Here is a 20804-nt window from a genome sequence, read left to right as displayed (position 1 = left end):
CTCGTGGCAACGCGAGGGGTGCTCTCATTAGCCTGGTCCAAGCGTCAACGACGTGGCTCAAGGATGTCCAAAACTGAGCAACCTGGTCAGGGGTCTGGCTCTGCGGCCGGCGCGCTGGTGGTGGATGCGTTGCATCGGTCCGCCATCGGCGGCATAGGAGTCTGGCAGTTCGTCCTCGTCATCGCGGTCATGGCCACCCCTACGCTCGATCATCCAGTTCCCGTGCTGTTGGCACACGTGCTGCTGATGGCAGCGTTGGCGTTCTGTCTTCTGCGCCGCGGCCCGGCGTCCCTGTGCCTCGCGGCAAGCTACGTTCTGACCGCTGTCGACTACGCGGTCACGGACGATGCTGGTAGCGCCCTGGCATTCGCTGCCATCTGGACGGCGTGCCTCACCTGCGCGACCCCGGCCCTGATCATGCGACGCCGCACCGCCATCGCGGTGACCGCCACAGCAATCGTCTTCCTGACCAGCGCGCAGATCATTCTCAGCCCCAACTGGCCGCCGAGCGCTCGACTGATCGTGATCGTGACCTCCGTCACGCTCTCGTGTGGTGCGCACGTGCTAGTACGCGTCATGCACAACGGAGCCACTCGTGCGGACATTCAAGCGGCACGAACGCACGAAGCAGTCCGTCTCGAACGCGTAGCGCGGTATGCGGGCCGACAGCTCGCAGAGGATGCTCGCGTCCTTCACGACACGGTCGTGAACACGTTGTCTGCCATCGCTCGCGGCGGAGCTGGCGTCGCAGACCTGCGCGCTGTGCGAGATCGTTGTGCACAAGACGTGGCAGCGGTCGCCGAACTGGCGAATGGCAGGAATATTGACGCTCCGGATCTGAGCATCGAGGCACTCCGTCTGCGCACCGGAATTCACGTCGACTATTCAGGGCCGCCTACCGAAGATCTCGAGAGGTTCGAATCGCTGCTTCCGGCCGACACTTCTCGGGCGATCCGACGCGCAATCCTTGAGCTCGCCACCAACACGGCGAAGCACGCGGGTGTTGGCCGGGTATCCATCGGCATCACCATCAAGGATGCGCATCTCACTGTGACCGTGTCGGACTCTGGGTCAGGATTCGACGGGCGCACAATCCCCCGCCGTGGCCTCGCAGAATCGGTGGTCAGACGGTGCAGCGAAGCTGGGGTGCATGTCGATCTACGATCGACTCCCGGGAAAGGAACGACGACAACCCTCTCCTATTCAGCAGACGGCACTCCCACTGCCCGTGCCGAACCCGCGTCAGGACTCGACCCCACCTCCATCACGATGGCAGGCTGCTGGGTCTGGGCGATCCTCATCGTAGTCGCCGACCTCGCAGCAACCCTGGTGCGCTCGCCGCCCGTAGCCGGTGCTGCCGCTGCCACCGCCACCGCAATCGGAGTTCTTGCGGTGTTGTGCTGGTGGTTCACTCGCGGGGGGAGACGACTGCCTCACTGGTTGACGTTCCTCGTCATTTGCTCCGTCCCTGCAACATTCCTCACCTCGCTTCTGACGGTTCACGCGCTGGATGCCCCCATGACCGACCTGCCCGCTGTCCTCGCGACGGTGCCGTTGCTGATCTTGTGGGTGACCTCTCGGTCTCGATTCCCTCTGTCCGCGGCGCTCGTCGCGCTCGGAGTCGCGGTCGCGGTGGCAGGCGCGATCATGCGGGAGGACTCACCAGAACTGACGCTGCTCCCCATCGTCGCAGTCTGCCCACAACTCGGTCTCTTCGCGGGCTGGATGGTTTTTCTGCCCGTTCTCACTCGCACCATCCGCAGATACGAACGTCATCGATTGATGACTCTGGAGTCCGAGGTCGCGAGCTCCTCTCACACCGCATTGACAACCGCACGGGCTCGATGGATCAGTGCCGGCACGCGTTCCTCGGCTGCGCTTCTTGAACGCATCGCGACGGGTGAGGCGAGCCCCCGGGACCCAGCTATTCGCAGGCTGTGCGCCGAGGAGGAGAGCTACCTCCGCCAACTGATCTCACTCGATCCGGGCCTGATCCATATGAGTCCCTGGTTCGCACTCGCCCTTACCCAGGCTCGCGCGCGGTCATTGTCGCTCCAGGTCCAGGCGGGCGGCACGGACATGCCAGACATGGCGACCGCGAAGGCCGTCGGGGAAGTCCTCCTGGGCGTCATCGACAGCTGCGAACCGTCGGACTCGGTAAACGTCGGCCTGTTCTCTGAGGGTGGCGAACCGCTCTGCCTGATTCTTGGGCCACACACAATCGCCGCGAGTGTCCGGACGGTACTAGACGAAACCGGCCATCTTGACCATCGTCTACGGCACACCAGTGACTTCACGCTGGTCACGCTGCGAAGCCGATGTGACCCGCCGGGCTCGGGACAACGGACCGTCGACCGGGTCGCTCACAATGGCCACCCCCTCCATGCAGATGATGAACTGGTCATCTCCTGACTCGACCACATCGTCCACCTGGATACATGACGCCCACGACACGGGCAGGCATCGTGGGCGTCATGTATCGGGCGGGCACCTCACGTGAGGCGCCCACCGGCTCAGGCCGGAGTGCGGCGCCGAAGCATGGCCAGGACCATTCCGGCGAGCACGAGACCGGCAGCAAGGCCGACTAGGGTGAGCGCGCCATCGGTTCCAGTGACCGGCATCTGAGGCTCGGGCGGGGTGTAGCCGGCGTCGATGGTCGGCATGTCTGCCTGGCCGGGTTCACCCGAGTTCTCACCCGTAGCAGGAGTGGTGAAGGAGTAGCGGCCGGTGTTCTGGTCTGGGTTGGAGTCCAGCCCGGTGTCGCTTCCTGCCCCTGCTGTGGTGAGCGGGTAGGTCTCCCCGTTCACGGTGATGGTGGTGGGGAACTCGATCGTGAACTCAGTGCTGATCGGCAGATCAGTGAAGACGTAATACCCATCCGCATCCGTGACCGTGGTAGCAACCACCTCACCATCGGAATCGAGCAACGTGACCTCCACACCCTCAACGGGGGCCTCACCCTCGTCCTGGATGCCATCACGATCAGCATCAATCCACACGTAATCACCCACCGAAACCAGATCCGGGACAAACCCGAAGTCCAGCGACGGGTCACGGTCACCATCACCATCAGATCACCACTGGTCGCCGACCCAGTCGAAGAATCCAACGCCGGGTCATCCCCAGCACCCTCAACCGTGGGATCGAATCCAACCGGCGGAGTCACCGTCACCGTGTAGGACTCACCCTCATCCAACGCGGGCAGATTATCGAAAGAGTACTCACCGGCCTCATCCGTGAACACCGGCTCAACCAGGTTGCCGAACACATCCGTAACCGGCTCCCCATCCGGACCAGTCAACGTCAGCTCAACACCCTCAATCCCCGGCTCACCATCGCCCTGAAGACCATCACGATCCTCGTCCAACCACACCAAGTCACCCACACTCACCGACGGAGACACATAGCCAGCATCGATCGTGGGGTCATCAGCCTGACCCGGCTCACCCGAGTTCTCACCCGTAGCAGGAGTCGTGAACGAGAACGTCCCATCCGCACCCGGATTCGAATCCACCCCCGGATCATCCCCAACCTGCGCCTGGGTCAACGGGTAATCCTGACCATCCACCTCAACAGTGGTCGGGAACTCGATCGTGAACTCAGTGCTGATCGGCAGATCAGTGAAGACGTAATACCCATCCGCATCCGTGACCGTGGTAGCAACCACCTCACCATCGGAATCGAGCAACGTGACCTCCACACCCTCAACGGGGGCCTCACCCTCGTCCTGGATGCCATCACGATCAGCATCAATCCACACGTAATCACCCACCGAAACCAGATCCGGGACAAACCCGAAGTCCAGCGACGGGTCACGGTCACCATCACCAGTCAGATCACCACTGGTCGCCGACCCAGTCGAAGAATCCAACGCCGGGTCATCCCCAGCACCCTCAACCGTGGGATCGAATCCAACCGGCGGAGTCACCGTCACCGTGTAGGACTCACCCTCATCCAACGCGGGCAGATTATCGAAAGAGTACTCACCGTCCTCATCCGTGAACACCGGCTCAACCAGGTTGCCGAACACATCCGTAACCGGCTCCCCATCCGGACCAGTCAACGTCAGCTCAACACCCTCAATCCCCGGCTCACCATCGCCCTGAAGACCATCACGATCCTCGTCCAACCACACCAAATCACCCACCGAGACGCCAGGCACGATGAATCCGAAATCGATCGAGTGGTCGTTCTCACCTGGCTCGGGACTGGTGATGTCCGCAAGCACCACGTACTCGCCTAGACCCGACTCCGGATCCGCTGGAACACCGTTGCTGTCGATGTCCTGGTTCAGACCAGCGTCATCGGCCGTCGGCGTCGTACCGGCCAGTGGCCCACCCGCCTGGAAGTCGGACTCGCGGTCAAGCCGCACCTGATAGTCAGCCTCCGGCAGCAGTCCATCGGCGGAGTCGAACCAGTACTCACCGTTCTCGTCCGTCTCGGTGGTCGCGACCAACTCTCCGGCTGAGTCGTACAGGCTCACCTGCACGCCCTCGACTGGCGCCTCGCCCGGGTCCTGGATGCCGTCCTCGTCAGTGTCGATCCACACCCTATTGCCGATCTGCTGCGTCTGCTCCAGCACGATCACCTCGAGATCAGCCAAACCTTGAGACTTCTGGAAGTCGTCGGTGACGAAGGCGTTGTTGGCGGCATTGCCGGTATCGACATTGAACCCGCGGATCCCGTTGGAGAAGAGTCCAGTGGCATCCATCTGGTTGGTCACCAGCCGGTTGCTCCCATCGATATACGCCATACCGGCCGAGGCAGCCTGGTTGTGGAATCCAGCGAAGTCGTAGAAGTCCTTCGAATCGCCGAACGTCAGGGAACTGTCGGTCACCGTGGTCGCAACGACGTCACCGGTCGCAATGTAGTTCGCATACGCCGCGGACCCGTTGGTCTTCTCGCCGTAGTACAGGAGGGAGCTGTACTGATCCGCGCCGCGGTCGCGGAAACCGAGGATGTACTCACCGGACTCGGTCAGGACGATGTCGGCCAACATCGGCTGCGGATAGACGAACTGGTTCGCGAGCCCGTTTCCTGCGGGGTTGATGGGGGCTGTGTTGGCTGTCGCATCGATGCACTCTTGGTCGACGTCGTCATTCCAAGGCCGCCAGTCGACCTTCTGGCAGACACCGCCGGAAAGAGCAAGGTTCGGGCCGTTCTGCCCGTTACGTCCGACAGTGTCGTAGACGTTGCCCGACAGCACTGTGCCCGTCGCCGTCAATGTTCCGTCTGTGGCGCGGTCGTACGTCAGGATGTACGTCTCCATCGTGGCGCCACATACCGCACCTACATGCAGGACGCCGTCGCGCTCCTCCAACGCCATCGGAGCCCAGTCCGCGGCACACCCGTTCTGAACGGGCACCGCCAGACTCTGAATGGGGGCCGGGTTCGCGGCTTCCTGCACCGGGTAGACCACCAGCGAATCGGTGTTCATGTTGACCGTGGTGAGGAACGTGTTGTCGTCGTTAACGTCCACATCACCCAACGCCTCGCGACCGACCGCGGTCCGGAACTCGAAGTCCTGGATCACATGACCGGTGTCGCCCAGTCCGGTCATGTCATGCATGGTGCTGCCTGCATTCGGGACGACGACGTAGGTTTCAGTGGCACCCGTCAGCGCGTTCACGCGGTAGATAGCGCCGGGACCATCGGGGCCATACTCAGACCCTCGCTTCGCATATGCGCCGGCGTAGATGTCCCGGTTATCCTGGTCGACGCCGATGCCGTAGACCGAGCCGAACGTCGAGCGTGGGGTGACATCGCTGATGGTTGACGGCGAGAAGAAGTAGTCGATCGAGTACAACTCGGTCGACTCACCGCTAGCGGGCCAGATGTCGTCCGGCTGAACTGCCGAATACAGAGTCGCACCTTCTGGCCCGAGCTCGGTGTGGTCGACGTATCCGACTGACAGCGTCGCGTCCTGGCCGTCGGCAACGTCAACGAATGAGACTGCCGGTGCGAATTCAGGCTCGGCGTGAGCGTCCAGGATCTGGGCCTCGGTATAGATGCCGACGTTCGGGTTGCCCACTTCCACCCGGTACTGCCCGCCAACGAGATCGTTCTCTGCAGCCAGCAGCGTAGCGACTCCGCTGGCATCGGTACTGCGGGTGATCACGTCTCCGGCTGCGTCGACGAACCGAACCTGAACGTTCTCAAGTGGTGCATCCGCGCCGTTGCGCGCACTGTCCAGGTTGCGATCCTCGACCACCGTGACGGTGATCGACCCATCAGCGGGCGCTGCCGCTGCGGGCACTAGACCGGCGGCGAGCAACCCACCAGTCAGAACGCAGGCTGCGCCCGCACCGATAATTCTTCGCAAGTGCATATCTCCCCCGGAGACGAAGCTGCTGGCGGGCTCACGCCCGACCGCTGAAATGGAGTTCAAACACCGAAACCCAGTAGTCACGTTCAACGACTAGGTCGCGATTTCACAGACAGTGCGGTGATGTGCCGAACTTCAGTCGAGCGATCTATGCAATACGACGTCACGTCGAACCACAGCCAACCTCATCACGACTCAGATGCTCACCACACACGGTTCACTATGATTTCCGGTCGCCCCGGCCCCCGCGACCCCTTCTTGGGGGTCATTTGGTCTCGGCCCACGAGCCCCGGGCAACGCCGGTCCCGGGTTCACCATGGCGTGTGGCGAAACCGGGACCAGCAGTGATGTTGCCGGCTGCTCGCGCATCTGCCTCGGGAGAGGAGCCTAGGCGAGCCATCACCGGAGCGCTCCTGGGAGGTAGTGCGCGATAGGAAGGTCAAACTGATGAGGTCAGATCACCTTGCGCCGAGCATCCGGGTGGGCTAGAGCCGAACTGGCGTTCCAGCGGCGGTTCAGGAGCACCATGGCTATGCCCACCGCAGTCAGCAGAATCGTCGTCGGAACCGCACCTCCCGCGACGCCGAAGCCTGTCGATGGCAGTTCCGGCACCGGAGCCGGCGCATCCTCCACCGTCACCGTCTGAGCCTCATCATCGATGTCCTCATGCACCGCCACCGGATCACCCGTGGTGTCCGTGCCCTCAAACAACCGCTCAAAGGCCACCAAACTCTCACCAGCGAAACCAGCCGGAACCGTGAACTCAACCTCCACAGACCCACTCGCCGCATCCGGAATGAACGTCACCGAACCAACAATCCCAGAACCAGAACCATCCGACTGATACATCAGCTCACCCGTCACGGTGTACTCCACACCCGGAGTCAGATTCTCAAACGCCACCGTGTCCACCACGACGCCACCATCAAAAGGCAGCACCCGGTCACCATCGGCGGCATCGACCAACGACGTCCCAATCGCCGGAACTGGCGCTTCCTCCACGGTCACCGTCTGGGCCTCATCGTCGATGTCCTCATGCACGGCTACCGGCTCGCCCGATACATCCGCACCCTCGAACAATCGCTCAAAGGCCACCAAACTCTCACCGGCGAATCCAGTCGGGACCGTGAACTCAACGTCCACAGACCCGCTCGCCGCATCGGGAGTGAACGTGGTCGAACCGGTGATCCCAGAACCAGAACCATCCGACTGATGCATCAGCTCACCCGTCACGGTGTACTCCACACCCGGAGTCAGATTCTCATATGTCACCGTGTCCACCACGACGCCACCATCAAAAGGCAGCACCCGGTCACTATCGGCGGCATCGACCAGCGACGTCCCAATCACCGGAACTGGCAGGGCCGTCCACGACACGCTGGCCTCAGCGGTCGTGCGGGTCGTGCTAGGCGTCACAAGGATGATGGTCTGCGCGTGATCCTCGGCGGTAGGTGTCGTCCCCGGAACAGTCGGGACGCTGACGATCTTTCCGGTGCTGCTAGTGCCCGCAGCCGTCACCTGCACGGTTGCTTCGCCTTCTGCGGTCGTTCCACGCAAGTCCAGGTAGAGCTCTTGCCCATCGGCGACCGCGTCCGTGTCAACCGGGGTGCCACTCGCGTCAGTCACAGTGATGGCCGGGTCGACTGTCACGCTCACGGTGGGCTGGTTTGTGTTCACCACGAAGGGCCCGACAAGAGAGTCAGCCGACTGCGCGCTCCCCGGTGCCGCGATTGCGGCGGTCACCTCCAGGTCGTCATACGTGAGCCCGGGATTCGCGTTCGCGCCGTTGACGAGATACCAGTAGGCGGCCTCCGAGTCAGCCGACTCAAAGGGCCAGGACGCGTCGAAGGTGAGATCGGTGTAACGCCAGATCGCGTACTGGGTTGCCTCGATCGCATCGTTGCGCGAGATCCCGGGAACACCGATCGCCTCGCCGAACTCCTGGAGACTCAACTCAGGGTAGCTATGGGCGAGCACCCAGAAGACCTTGCCCTGAACCTCTGGGTCGGCGAAGTAGTTGTCGCCGAGGTAGCCATCGAGATCGTCCACCTCACCCACGAGGCCCGTCATCGCAGCGACGGGCTGCTCGATGCAGTAGGCCCAGTAGTCGGGGTCGCCAGTCGGACTGCCGTTGGACCAGATCGGGAACAAGCCGGTGCCTCCGTACCCCTCCTTACTTCCGATGTACGGCGTATCACCAGGTTCCAGGTCTACAGCCGCCGCCACACCGGGAGCGACGACCACACCCAGTGCCAACAGCGCTGCAGCGAGCCATCGCCCGATACGGTTGCCGCTGCGCATCCGCCCACATTGCATGAAACTGCCCCATTCCACGTTCATTCAGACTGGACCGCGGGAGCGCACAAAACTGCAGCCCGGTCGGCTATGGAGAGTGCATCGTAGGGAAGACAAGCCCTCGTGGAAGACCCCTGAATGGGGGTCAATTCTGGGATGACATGGTCCCGCGTCGTTCGCGCGCTTGTCCGGCAGCACCGCTGGCGGACCTAGCAGGGGCCGTCCTCACACAGTCGGCACATACACCCACAACCAGCATGATGGGCACCCCGGATGCCTTACTCAGACTCGGACGTTGAAGAGCCCAACACCTTCACCCACGGGTCACGCTTCGTGGTCGCGATGACATGGCACATGTGAGGCTGGGAGTGCGGTCCCGGTCTCGCCGTGACGCCTGGCGAGACCGGGACCCGGTCGCGGTGCCGCCAGCCCACGCATCGGCCCGGGGGAGAGTGACGCGTGAACCATCCCTGTGGGGAAACCACAGAGGAATCGGAACGAGAGCACGATAGGACTCGGGAGCCTGAAGATTGGAGCCCCGCACGGGGGTCATTTCAACAGTCCCGCCGATCCGAAGAGCAACGGCGCCGAGCATCGGCCTGACGGCCACGGCCCATGAGGCGCTGTCGACTGGTGGCTGGGAAGGTCCGGCAGGACTCACCGTCGACGACGTCCGATGCGCTGGGCGCGCTGGCACTTTCATGCGTTCCCTTGAGAGCCGACGTTCCATCTAGGCTACAAATCAGTTACTGGCACGGAGTCGAACAATGGCCCATCGGTGGGCTCGCTTGTCGGCACCCCAGCGCCGACCTGAATCACGAACTGGTCATCTCCGGAATCAAGTCGGCGGATGAGCCCCTCAGAATTGAGCCACAATCGAGAAGCGCCACCCGAGCCATCCAGGGTCGGAAGGAGGTAAACGGACATCTCGACACCGTCGAGGCCGGCGCCACCGAGATATCGGGCATCAGATTGACGCAACAATTGAGCGTTCTCTGGCCGGTCACTGACGAGCGCGAAAACGATCCGAAGCTGGTTGAGCAATTGCGTCTGATCCTGTACCTGCCACCGTCCGTCGCGTAGCACGGCGATCGCACCCTCGGTCAGCTGCACCTGCTCTTCGACAGCGAGGCTGTCAGGACCTCGCGCTAGTGTTCCCCACGCGTAGAGGCGGTCCGGATCGACGGTGATTTCGGCCGTGAACCTGTCGACTGAGTCAGGTTCGCCCAAGGTCACTGTCGCGGCGAATAGGCCCGCGTTGCTGAGGCCGAAACGGGCGGCGGCCAACTGCTCAGACTGCGGGATGGTGAGTGGCTCACCGTCCTCGTCCAGGCCTTCGGAACAGGCGCTCAGCGCTCCGAGTGCTGCGAGCATCACCAGCAGCATTCCAAGCATCCGTCGACGGAAGCACGCGCCCTCACTGCAGGTCTGATCGTCATCGGTGTCGACGTGAACGCTCCTCATCAACCGCGCATCTCCCCCGCTGGCTATGGCCTGCCCGGCAGTCTGCTCTTGCACCGATCTGGCCACATCGATGCCCACCGCACCAGTGTGCCAGTGGGCATCGACGTTTGCGCTTCAGCCTACGAGCGGACTGCTCGCTGCCGCGCGGCACGGAGGAGTATGCCCACCAGCAACACGAGAGCAGCCAACCCACCGATCAGGAGCAGTGAACCTGAGGCGCCCGTTCCTGGCAGAGGTTCGGTCGGCTCGGACACGGGCGGAGTATCCGTAGGGCTCGGAGACGGGCCACCCACCAGGGCTGGGGTGTAGCCGGCGTCGATGGTCGGCATGTCTGCCTGGCCGGGTTCACCCGAGTTCTCACCCGTAGCAGGAGTGGTGAAGGAGTAGCGGCCGGTGTTCTGGTCTGGGTTGGAGTCCAGCCCGGTGTCGCTTCCTGCCCCTGCTGTGGTGAGCGGGTAGGTCTCCCCGTTCACGGTGATGGTGGTGGGGAACTCGATCGTGAACTCAGTGCTGATCGGCAGATCAGTGAAGACGTAATACCCATCCGCATCCGTGACCGTGGTAGCAACCACCTCACCATCGGAATCGAGCAACGTGACCTCCACACCCTCAACGGGGGCCTCACCCTCGTCCTGGATGCCATCACGATCAGCATCAATCCACACGTAATCACCCACCGAAACCAGATCCGGGACAAACCCGAAGTCCAGCGACGGGTCACGGTCACCATCACCAGTCAGATCACCACTGGTCGCCGACCCAGTCGAAGAATCCAACGCCGGGTCATCCCCAGCACCCTCAACCGTGGGATCGAACCCAACCGGCGGAGTCACCGTCACCGTGTAGGACTCACCCTCATCCAACGCGGGCAGATTATCGAAAGAGTACTCACCGGCCTCATCCGTGAACACCGGCTCAACCAGGTTGCCGAACACATCCGTAACCGGCTCCCCATCCGGACCAGTCAACGTCAGCTCAACACCCTCAATCCCCGGCTCACCATCGCCCTGAAGACCATCACGATCCTCGTCCAACCACACCAAGTCACCCACACTCACCGACGGAGACACATAGCCAGCATCGATCGTGGGGTCATCAGCCTGACCCGGCTCACCCGAGTTCTCACCCGTAGCAGGAGTCGTGAACGAGAACGTCCCATCCGCACCCGGATTCGAATCCACCCCCGGATCATCCCCAACCTGCGCCTGGGTCAACGGGTAATCCTGACCATCCACCTCAACAGTGGTCGGGAACTCGATCGTGAACTCAGTGCTGATCGGCAGATCAGTGAAGACGTAATACCCATCCGCATCCGTGACCGTGGTAGCAACCACCTCACCATCGGAATCGAGCAACGTGACCTCCACACCCTCAACGGGGGCCTCACCCTCGTCCTGGATGCCATCACGATCAGCATCAATCCACACGTAATCACCCACCGAAACCAGATCCGGGACAAACCCGAAGTCCAGCGACGGGTCACGGTCACCATCACCAGTCAGATCACCACTGGTCGCCGACCCAGTCGAAGAATCCAACGCCGGGTCATCCCCAGCACCCTCAACCGTGGGATCGAATCCAACCGGCGGAGTCACCGTCACCGTGTAGGACTCACCCTCATCCAACGCGGGCAGATTATCGAAAGAGTACTCACCGGCCTCATCCGTGAACACCGGCTCAACCAGGTTGCCGAACACATCCGTAACCGGCTCCCCATCCGGACCAGTCAACGTCAGCTCAACACCCTCAATCCCCGGCTCACCATCGCCCTGAAGACCATCACGATCCTCGTCCAACCACACCAAGTCACCCACACTCACCGACAGAGACGGCACGTAGATCCCCGCGTCTATCGTGTGGTCAACCTCGCCAACCTCGGGCCCGATCACATTTGCACGAGCAATCAGCGCGTCCGCCGTTGGGGTTGGGTTCGAGTCGAGCTCGTCGGGGACGCCGGCGGCCTGCGAGAGCGTGAACTGCAGTTCGTCGAGCGGCGGTGCACCAGGCAGCGACGCCGTGTCCACAGTGGTCACATCGAACTCGACGACATACTCGATCCCTGGCTCGAGCGCATACCCACCGTCACCGCCGAAGTAGTACTCACCATTCTCGTCTGTCACAGTCTCGGCGAGAACCGTCATCCCGTCCGATGACAGTAGCCGCACGGTCGCGCCCGCCACGGCTGGTTCGTCGCTAGGGTCCTGCTGACCATCCTGGTCGGTATCGAACCAGACTCGGTTGCCGATCTGGCTCGGGGCCGCTGCTGCCAGCAAAGACAGGCCGCCGAGACCACTTCCCTTCCCGAAGTTGTAGGTCTCGTTCCCGGCCACCAGCAAGCCACGGTCCAGGGGCTCGTTCCCAGGTCCCGTGCCGACTTCGCGGTCGTAGAAGCCGATACCGCCTGTGTTGAAGAGGCCGGACGCATCCATCGTCGTGTTCGCGATATCCGGTTGACGCGGGTTGAGCACCAGCCCACCCATCGAGTTCTCGAGGTGTCGCACCGTGGAGCTGGGGTAGCGGATGCTGGCGTCGAAGAAGTCACCTGGGAAGAACTCGACACGGTCAACGGGCTCTCCACCTGAGTTCGCCGGCGTCGAGTTGTCGCCGCAGGAGCCAGCACCCTCCCACTCGTACACACCATCAGTGAGACAGACCTTGTTGATGTCACCCCCGACGATCACGCCAGTGATGCTGGTTCGGTTGTCCGGGTCGGGGCTGAATCCGTGCCGAACGAGCATGTCCGGCGTGCGGTCGCGGAAGCCGAGGATCATTGACCCGTCGTTCTCAAAGACCACTGAGGTCAGCATCGGCGTCGGGTAGAGGGGGCCAGCGTCGAAGTAGTCAGCGAGGTCAGCGTCCCAGCTGGTCCGCCACGGGTTCCAGTTCGTTGCCACGTTCGGGCCGACCAAGTTGGGCGTCGGATCCGAGTAGTTCTGGTTGCCCCGCCGGAAGTCGAGATCCTTGGAGAAGATGCTCGTGAAAGCGCCGTCGTCGAACTGAAGAACATGAGCGGTGAGGTTGGAGCGACTCAGGCTGCTCGACGCGTCGCAGACCCCGCCCACGTAGATCCCGCCGTCCCGAACGGTGACGGAGAACGGCCGCCACTGGCCACCGACGCATCCGGGGTCCGTGATCGGCACCGACTCGACCGGTGTAGCCGGTGCGGAATCGGAGGTGGCATACGTGTACAAAGAGCGGTCGTTGAGATTCACCACGTACAAGGTCGACTCGTCCTCCGAAAGGGCAAGTCCGCCTAGACCTTCACGACCGTTGGCCATGAAGAAGTCGTCATCGTACCCATCTTCCGTCTGGTGAGCCGACGTTCCAGCGTTGGGTACGGTCGCCCACAGTTCGGTGTTCCCAGGACCACCGCCATCGACGTCGGTCCGGTAGATGCCGCCGCTGCCCCCCGGTCCGTAAACCGTGTGTGCCTTCGCATAGGCGGCCGAGTAGATCTCGTTGGTGGTGTGATCCCAGGCTGTACCGAAGACGGTGCCCGTCTCTTCCTGGGTTGCGACCGTCGTGATCCCGTTCGTGTTGTCCCCGGTGTCGTCCGTGGTCGGCCCTCGGTTGTCCCAGTCGGTCACCATGAGGGATCGGATGTCTCCGGCAGCGGACCGATCCGTCTGCTGAACGACAGCGAGCGGTGCGGCTTCCGGCACGAAGGTATCCGGATTCCAGACTCCGACATGAATCGTCTGCGTCTCACCGCCGACGAACGTGGTAAAGCTCCGGAAGGCGTCGGCTACATCAGCAGTAGCCGCCGGTGCCGCTTGAAGGTAGTCGAGTTCAGGATCAGTCACTGCCACATCGACTCGGAAACTCTCCCCCGAAAGGTCCGAGAGGTCGAACGAGACTTGACCCAAGGAGTTCGTCACAAGCGGCCCGACGGTGTCCGTGCCGTCCGTGACACTCACGTCGATACCTGCCTGAGGAGGATCGTAGGAGGCGTCATAGACTCCGTCGCCGGAGAAGTCACGGTCAACCTGCACGGTAAGGACGCCATCGCCCGCAGCGGCGCGGGAATCAGAGACACCTGGGCCAACGCTCACGAACATGGCACCAAGCACCAAGGTCGCCAGCCCCGCGACTACCGATCTCCATGGCTTCATCTGACATGTCTCCTCTGGGTCACCCAGTCTTGGAACGTGCGGCACGTCAAACCCAGTCCAGTAAGACCGACGCACGCCAACGAACACCGCCACTCGATGCCCCTGGCAGGATAGGGCGCAGGTCGTTGCAGCACAGACCCCCGCACGGGGGTCATCTGCCGCCGGAGCCAAGTCCACCCAGTTCCCGGTATACCGCTCATCCCCGGAACGTGGTGGCGCCCGACGATTGACGATGAGGCCACGTCGACATCTCTAAACCATCTCGACAGATCGTGACCGACCTCGCCACTAGGTTAGCTCGAAGGAGCCGATCGTTCTTGATATTGTCACTGAGGTTCGAGCGGCTTGAGAATTGGATCGACATATCCGTCATTCCATGCGATGCGCCCAAGGTCGAGCCTGGTGCGCGCCGGAATCCCGGCGGCTTCGTACTTCGACTTGACTCGGTTAATGTACTGCCTTGCAGTGTAGCGTTGAAGGTTCATCTCACTCGCAACCTCATCAAGCGACAGGCCGGTCGCGTAGAGCACAAGCGCACGTTCTTCCTGTATGCTCAACTTGGGGCGATCCGGGTCGCCCGCGATGACTGCCGCGAGTTCGGCTGTCACCCATTGTTCTCCACGAACGGTGGCACGGATGGCGTCTACGATGTCGGCCTCCGTGTCACGCTTACCAAGAATCGTACTGACTCCAGCTCGTACAATACTGCGTACGAGCGGAGGCGACGCGAGGGCAGAGAGCACGACGATCCGGTAGCCAGCAGCCAGCAGTGTCTTGACGAGATCAACGTCTACACTTGGCTGGCGTTCGACCATGAGATCCAGGATCAGAACATCGGGGCTCTCGTCTATGCTCGCGTCGTTCAGCCAGGACATGAATGCAGGAGCCGTCTCACCACTGAATACGACCTCGAACTCATCCTGTGATCTCATCAACTCCTCGATGCGCTTACGTTGCAGGAGATGGTCTTCGACAATAGCGACCTGGTACGTTCTTTCTTTCTGGCTCATCTACTTCACCCTTTCTTCAAGAGGTCCGATGGCGATCGGCACCGGCCCGCTGCGAGATTCCGCTGGAAATATGTACTGCCGAACACTTCGGAGACCTGCCCCTTGGATGGCGTGGTGAGATACGCCTACATCGCTCGATGTCCCTGGACCCTCGGCGGGGGCATCGATCAATGTCAATTGGATTCCCGACCGAACCGGGAAAGCCGAGGCGACAATGTGCGCACCCGGTGTCGATGCTTCCAGTGCCCGCATGACAGTGGCGGAGATCGCCTCAGCACTGGACTGGTCGGCGGCGTCCTGCTCTCCCAGTCGAAGGGTCAGTGAGATGCCCTGTTCTCGTGCGTATCGAAGGGTCGGTAGTACCGCGCGCCCGAGGTGTACGAGTTCCGGACTGACGAGGATGAGTTGGCGGAGGTAGGCTTCCTCTGCTCCGCAGGCCTCCTGGGTCGACGCAGCCCGCGCGTCGCGCGTTCCGTTTGCGATGGACCGCAGGAGTTCTACGGCGGAGTCGAGGCCGGCGGCGACCCATCGACGGTAGGTCTCCTGCGCGGCCCGATCGGCGTCAGTGGCGCGCTGTGCCTGGAGCGTGCGCCGCTGCGCATGTGCGGTGTCGGCACCGAGAACGGCGACACTGCGCATGAACCGCGCCCAGACGAACGAGAACGCGCCCCCGACTCCGCCGGCGATCGCGCAGATCATGGCACCGGTTGTCGACTCGGGCCAGACGAGCGTGGCCAGCCAGACCACGAATGCACCCCACGCGCATCCGGCCACGACCACCGCCCGCCCAGAGCTTCGCGAGGACAGCAGCAGGATAAAGGGGCCCGTAGCGGCGAGAGCCTGCCAGTGAACCGCGCCGTCCGTACCAAACTGTGTGGCGGCTGCTGAGAGAAAGAACACGACGACCGTTGACACGGTTAGTGCTACCAAACCCCACCATGGAAGGAATCGGCTCCGTCGCGCATAGGACACCGCACACGCCGACCCCATGAGAACAACCATCGGGAGCAGAGCGAGATGGTGATTCGTGCCACCGGCAACAGTGAGCAGCACCGATACCGCGGTGACGCCCACGCTCCACAGCAGCCCTGCCCGCTCGTGGAGGCGAGCGACGACCTCCTCTACAGCGTCATGTGCCGGCCCGCCGATATCAGTCTGGTTCGCGCCATGCGGCATAGCGGTCAGCGTGATCGCGGTTCCAGCGCCGGGAGCTGTGGTGAGCTCAGCAACGAATCCATTGTCTCGACTGCGACCGATGATCGAGTTCGCGATTCCCCTCCCCAAGGGCACCTTGCCGTCGAAGCCAACTCCATCGTCGAGAACACTGACCTGCAACGCACCCTCGACGCAGGCGATCGTGATATCGATGTGGGACGCCTTCGAGTGCTTGTTCGCGTTGATCACCACCTCGCGAGTTGCGCGCACCATCCCGACGACGGCGGAATCCGGGACGCTTCGCAGTACACGCTCTATTGCGTCGTCCCCGAGTCCGAGTCTACGAATCGGGATCCCCGGAATTTCGAAGATCTCGTGGAAGGATTCGCATTGACCGGCCACTGCGACCTGATCTCCGCGCAGGGTTTCAAGCACGGCCAGGTTCCGCTCACACTCGGCCCGGACCTGGTGAATGTCCCTGATTCCGGCTCCACCATTGGCGATCGCTCCGAGCGTGTTGATCGCGGTGTCATGCAGCACGCGGGCTTCCTCAGCGACCTGTGCACTGACTCGATGCGCGACCTCGGCGCGATCACGCGCACGCTCCGCAGCGGCCTCTTCGGCGTCAGCGTGGGCTGCGAGCGAGAGGAGTGACGGCAGGCCGAGCCTGAGTGCGGCGATGATCGCCGCCTGCGTCATCGAGATCGCAGCAGGAAGATGCGTGCCCCACTCGGGCAACCATTGCAAGAGGAGAACGCTGATGGTGATCGCTGCCGCCAGAACTGCTGGCACGACCCAGCGCGAGAACACGAGCAACCCGGCCGCGCAGGTCGCGAAGTTGATCTGCCAGCACGCGGCAAAGACCAGTATGGATCCGATGTCCCCGCTGGCAATGTAGCCAGCAGCACCGAGCAATGCCATGATCGCCGGCACGAACCAGACGGGCCGAAGACGCGCCTGCACCAATGCGAGGAGCGCATAGGCCGCCAGCGCCATGTAGCCGGCTACGAGCAACCACGCGGAGGGCCCCAGGGACAGGATCGCCGCAGCCACCATCACGAGTTGCCACGCCGCTGTGGCAAGGAGAACGGTCCGGCGTATGGACAACACCAAGGATCGCGTAGCCCAGCCTGGATTCTGAAGACTCAAGTCCGTCACCAGGGGAGAAAGGAGTCGTGAGATTCGCTTCATAGAGGTCTGGGGAGACACGCACAACCGAACTGAAACCGATCGTGACGTCAACGTCACCGGGTTCGAACGAACGACGACGTGGCTGTAGCGACCACGGCGAGACTATCAGCCGGCTATCACGTTTCCCGTGGATCGCGCGAAATGACCCCCGCACGGGTGACACAGCCCGCTCGCGTACTATCGACCGATAGAACCCCGGGCCTCGTCACGGACGTGACGCAGTGGGAGGCTGTGCCTGCGCAGGGTGCATCAGACCAGAACGGAAGAACTGATCGGACCATGACTTTCAACGTCAAGGGCGCCCTCACTGCCCTCGTGGCCGCAGTCGCTCTCGCCGCCACGTCAGCCTGCGCCGGCGATTCCGAGGCCCAGACCCGGCCCGTCGTCCACGTGCCGGCCGACGCCACCCTCGACGAGGCAGGCGCCATGGTCGCCCCTGGCGGCCTGATCCTCATCAGCCCCGGCACTTACGAAGGCACGCTCGAGGTGAGCGCGGACGACGTGACCGTCCGCGGCGAAGACCGCAACGACGTCGTGCTGGACGGCGGCCTCACGGCCAGCAACGGCATCGTCGGAACGGGTGAGCGGATCACGGTCGAGAATCTCACCGTGCGCAACTACCTCCAGAACGGCGTGCTCATCACCGGCGTCACCGACGACAGCGGCGCCGGAATCGCCCGCGGTCCGGACGGCTACGTGCCCTCGGAGGCACCCCCGCCCGTGCCGGGCTATCTCGTCCAGTACGTCACGGCCAGCAACAATGGCCTCTACGGCATCTACGCCTTCAATCGCACCAGCGGCGTGATCCAGCACAACCTCGCGAGCGGTGGCTCGGACTCGGGGATCTACGTCGGTCAGTGCGCCGACTGCAACGCCGCCGTCACCGGCAACGTGGTGGTCCGCAACGCCGTCGGGATCGAGCTCGCGAACGCCTCCACGGTGAGCGTCACAGGAAACCGCATCGTCGACAACCGCGTCGGCATCAGTGTGCTGTCGAACTACCTCGAAGCCCACGGGCCAACCCAGTCCCTCCACGTGGCGGGCAACGTCATCGCCGACAACGACCAGGCAGAGACTCCGACCCACGCCAGTGGCGGCTTCGGGATAGGGATCGGGCTCGCCGGGGCCGTCGACGCCGACATCCGTTCCAACCTCATCGCCGGCCATGAGAACGTCGGCCTCTGGATCACCTCCTCGGAGGATTTCGCGCCGATCGGCAACGCCATCGGACCGGGCACCTGGGCTGACAACGGCCTCGATATCGCCTACTCCCCCTCCGAACACGCTCCCGGAACTGGGAACTGCATCGAATCCGGCACCGAGGTCACGACCGACCCCGACGGCATCGCCGCGATCGCGTGCGAGGAACCCCTCCCGACCGGCACCTACACCCAGCCACCAGCACCGGACGGCATCAGCTTCGCTGACGTGGCCCGGCCGGACGAGCGCCCCGGACTCGCCGACATTGACGAGCAGCCGCGCCAGCTTCCCGAAGCCGTCGAACTCCCCGATGTCACGAGCATCGACATCCCCTCGGCCGACCTGCTCGCAGCGGGATCATGACCGGAACGCCCGACGAGGCCAGCCCTGCGGAAGGTGTAGAGACTCCGAGAGCGAGCAGACGCCGTCGGGAGTTCCTCACCGGGCTCGGTGCGGCAACGGTCGCCGGCGTCGGTGGGTGGGTGCTGCGTGGCGAGGTGAGCGATGAGGGATCAGATCAGGCGACGGACAGCCCGGAACCGACCACCAGCGGTGGGAGCTCCCCTGGTGCCGGACAGCCTGGTATTACCCACCCGGCCGTTCCCCAACGGCACGTACAGGTGAGCGTCCTCGAACTCACCACGACCGGCCCGCGAGCCGTCCTCGACGCCGCGAGGACCATCGCCACCGCCACCCCCACCACGACCGAGGACGCCGGCGACGTGACGGTCACGGTAGGGATCGACCCTCATAACGCGCGCAGCCTCTGGCCAGAACGCGCGGCCCTCGCCACCGAGCTCCCCACCTTCGACGGCGACACCACCGACCTGCGCACCGGCGGCCACCTGGTCGTCCAGGTCTGCGCCGAAACGGCCGTGGCCGTGCGGGACGTGACCGCGCAGCTCACCGCGCTTGTGCCCGGTTCGCGTCTGGTCTGGGAGAGCACCGGGTACCGGGACGCACCCACACCGCAGGGCACCACCCGGACGGGGCTCGGCTTCGTCGACGGCATCATCGCCCCGCGCACTGAGGAGGAACTCACCGCAGGTGTGTGGACGGGAGCCGATCAGGACACCTACGTGGTGCTCCGGCGGATGACGATACTGAGCGACTTCACGACCGCCCCGGTGGTCGAGCAGGAACGAGCGATCGGCCGCCGCCGCGACACCGGAGCGCCGCTCTCGGGCGGCGAGACCATGAGCGAGATCGACCTGTTCGCGAAGAGCCCGGACGGTCAACCGATGATCCCCGCCTCAGCCCACGCGCGTCGAGCTCATCCAGCGAACATCGGACGTCCGCTGATGCTGCGGCGCAGCTACAGTTTCGACACTCCCGACGGGTCCGGGCTGCTGTTCGTGGCGTTTTTGAGCGACCCGGAGACCTTCGTCGCCACACAGCGCCGCCTCGATGAGCAGGACGATCTCATCCGGCACACGATCACCGACGCCTCCGGCTGCTTCTTCGTCCCCGGTTCCTGGGAGACGTGACTCCTCAACGTCCGGAGCGCTCCGGCTCCTGTGCCGATGTACTCGATCAGGGTCAGGTCGGGCGTCGCCGCATTCCGAGGGCGGGACAGCCTTGCGTCACGCCTCACCCGCAGAACGTTCGCTGAGCACATCGATCCACGCCGCATACACCGGGCGCCGGCGCGCCTGTGCGATCAGCCCAGCCGGCTGCTGCCCGTGCTGCATGTCCACGAGCACCAGCAATGCCTGACCACTCAGCGTCGCCTCAGCCACCACCCGAGGGTCCACGGGCCAGGTCTGGATCGTGCCGCGTTTGGTGTGATGGAGTTCCAGCCCTGGATCGCCCTCAGCCGGTACCACGCGGAAGCGCGGTTTGACCGTGCGAGCGAACACAGGCGGCTGGGCCGGGTCGAATGTCCCGGCGTCCTCAATGCCGAGGGCCTCCGCCAACGCCGGCACCACACTGTCCGGGCCGCCCACCACGAAGACGGGCAGGCGGCCGGTGATGGTGTCGATCCCGTCGACGGCGAGGTTCAGTCGCACTCCGTCGAGGCGCCGGAACGCTCGCTTCGTGGCCCCCATGGTC

General features: G+C 63.4%; 10 protein-coding genes and 1 pseudogene. 3 read left to right on the top strand and 8 right to left on the bottom strand.

All coding sequences use genetic code 11. The annotated features are described in order from the left end of the window. The first annotated feature begins 63 nt into the window (after window positions 1-63). Window positions 64-2412, top strand: coding sequence for a sensor histidine kinase (locus tag IM660_RS01850; protein WP_193497752.1), 2349 nt, complete (start codon window positions 64-66; stop codon window positions 2410-2412). A 101-nt stretch (window positions 2413-2513) separates the two neighbouring features. On the opposite strand, the gene IM660_RS19805 is transcribed toward IM660_RS01850, so the two are convergent. The 7 genes and pseudogenes from IM660_RS19805 to IM660_RS01815 form a co-directional block, all read right to left on the bottom strand. Next, window positions 2514-2999, bottom strand: coding sequence for an SdrD B-like domain-containing protein (locus tag IM660_RS19805; RefSeq protein ID WP_246465090.1), 486 nt, complete (start codon window positions 2997-2999; stop codon window positions 2514-2516). 89 nt (window positions 3000-3088) lie between these two features. Beyond that, a pseudogene (locus IM660_RS19800) lies at window positions 3089-4711 on the bottom strand (SdrD B-like domain-containing protein); the annotation flags it as partial. Between the two features lie 2067 nt (window positions 4712-6778). Further along, complete coding sequence (locus IM660_RS01835) at window positions 6779-8626, bottom strand: VaFE repeat-containing surface-anchored protein (protein ID WP_193497750.1); 1848 nt, start codon at window positions 8624-8626, stop codon at window positions 6779-6781. Between the two features lie 729 nt (window positions 8627-9355). Further along, window positions 9356-10162: a hypothetical protein gene (locus IM660_RS01830; protein ID WP_193497749.1), complete on the bottom strand. Its 807-nt coding sequence runs from the start codon at window positions 10160-10162 to the stop codon at window positions 9356-9358. Window positions 10163-10203: 41 nt separating this feature from the next. Continuing rightward, window positions 10204-14196 (bottom strand): SdrD B-like domain-containing protein, encoded by a 3993-nt coding sequence (locus tag IM660_RS01825; RefSeq protein WP_193497748.1) that lies wholly within the window; start codon window positions 14194-14196, stop codon window positions 10204-10206. A gap of 326 nt (window positions 14197-14522) precedes the next feature. Further along, complete coding sequence (locus IM660_RS01820; RefSeq protein ID WP_193497747.1) at window positions 14523-15206, bottom strand: response regulator; 684 nt, start codon at window positions 15204-15206, stop codon at window positions 14523-14525. After that, window positions 15207-17471 (bottom strand): sensor histidine kinase, encoded by a 2265-nt coding sequence (locus tag IM660_RS01815; RefSeq protein ID WP_193497746.1) that lies wholly within the window; start codon window positions 17469-17471, stop codon window positions 15207-15209. It lies immediately after the preceding gene. 360 nt (window positions 17472-17831) lie between these two features. Between IM660_RS01815 and IM660_RS01810 the strand changes: the two genes are divergently transcribed. Both IM660_RS01810 and IM660_RS01805 read left to right on the top strand, forming a co-directional pair. Further along, entirely contained in the window at window positions 17832-19115 is a 1284-nt protein-coding gene (locus IM660_RS01810) for a NosD domain-containing protein (protein WP_193497745.1), read from the top strand. After that, window positions 19112-20239 carry a Dyp-type peroxidase gene (locus IM660_RS01805; protein WP_193497744.1) on the top strand — a complete coding sequence of 376 codons (1128 nt, stop codon included), beginning with the start codon at window positions 19112-19114 and terminating at the stop codon, window positions 20237-20239. Before IM660_RS01810 ends, IM660_RS01805 begins: the two co-directional genes overlap by 4 nt. 96 nt (window positions 20240-20335) lie before the next feature. On the opposite strand, the gene IM660_RS01800 is transcribed toward IM660_RS01805, so the two are convergent. After that, window positions 20336-20800 carry a hypothetical protein gene (locus tag IM660_RS01800; protein ID WP_193497743.1) on the bottom strand — a complete coding sequence of 155 codons (465 nt, stop codon included), beginning with the start codon at window positions 20798-20800 and terminating at the stop codon, window positions 20336-20338. Window positions 20801-20804 lie beyond the last annotated feature (4 nt).

It is taken from the genome of Ruania alkalisoli (genome assembly GCF_014960965.1).
Taxonomy (GTDB): Bacteria; Actinomycetota; Actinomycetes; order Actinomycetales; family Beutenbergiaceae; genus Ruania; species Ruania alkalisoli.
The sequence above is the reverse complement of the archived record's forward strand: the minus strand, read 5'-3'. Positions and strand labels throughout refer to the sequence as shown.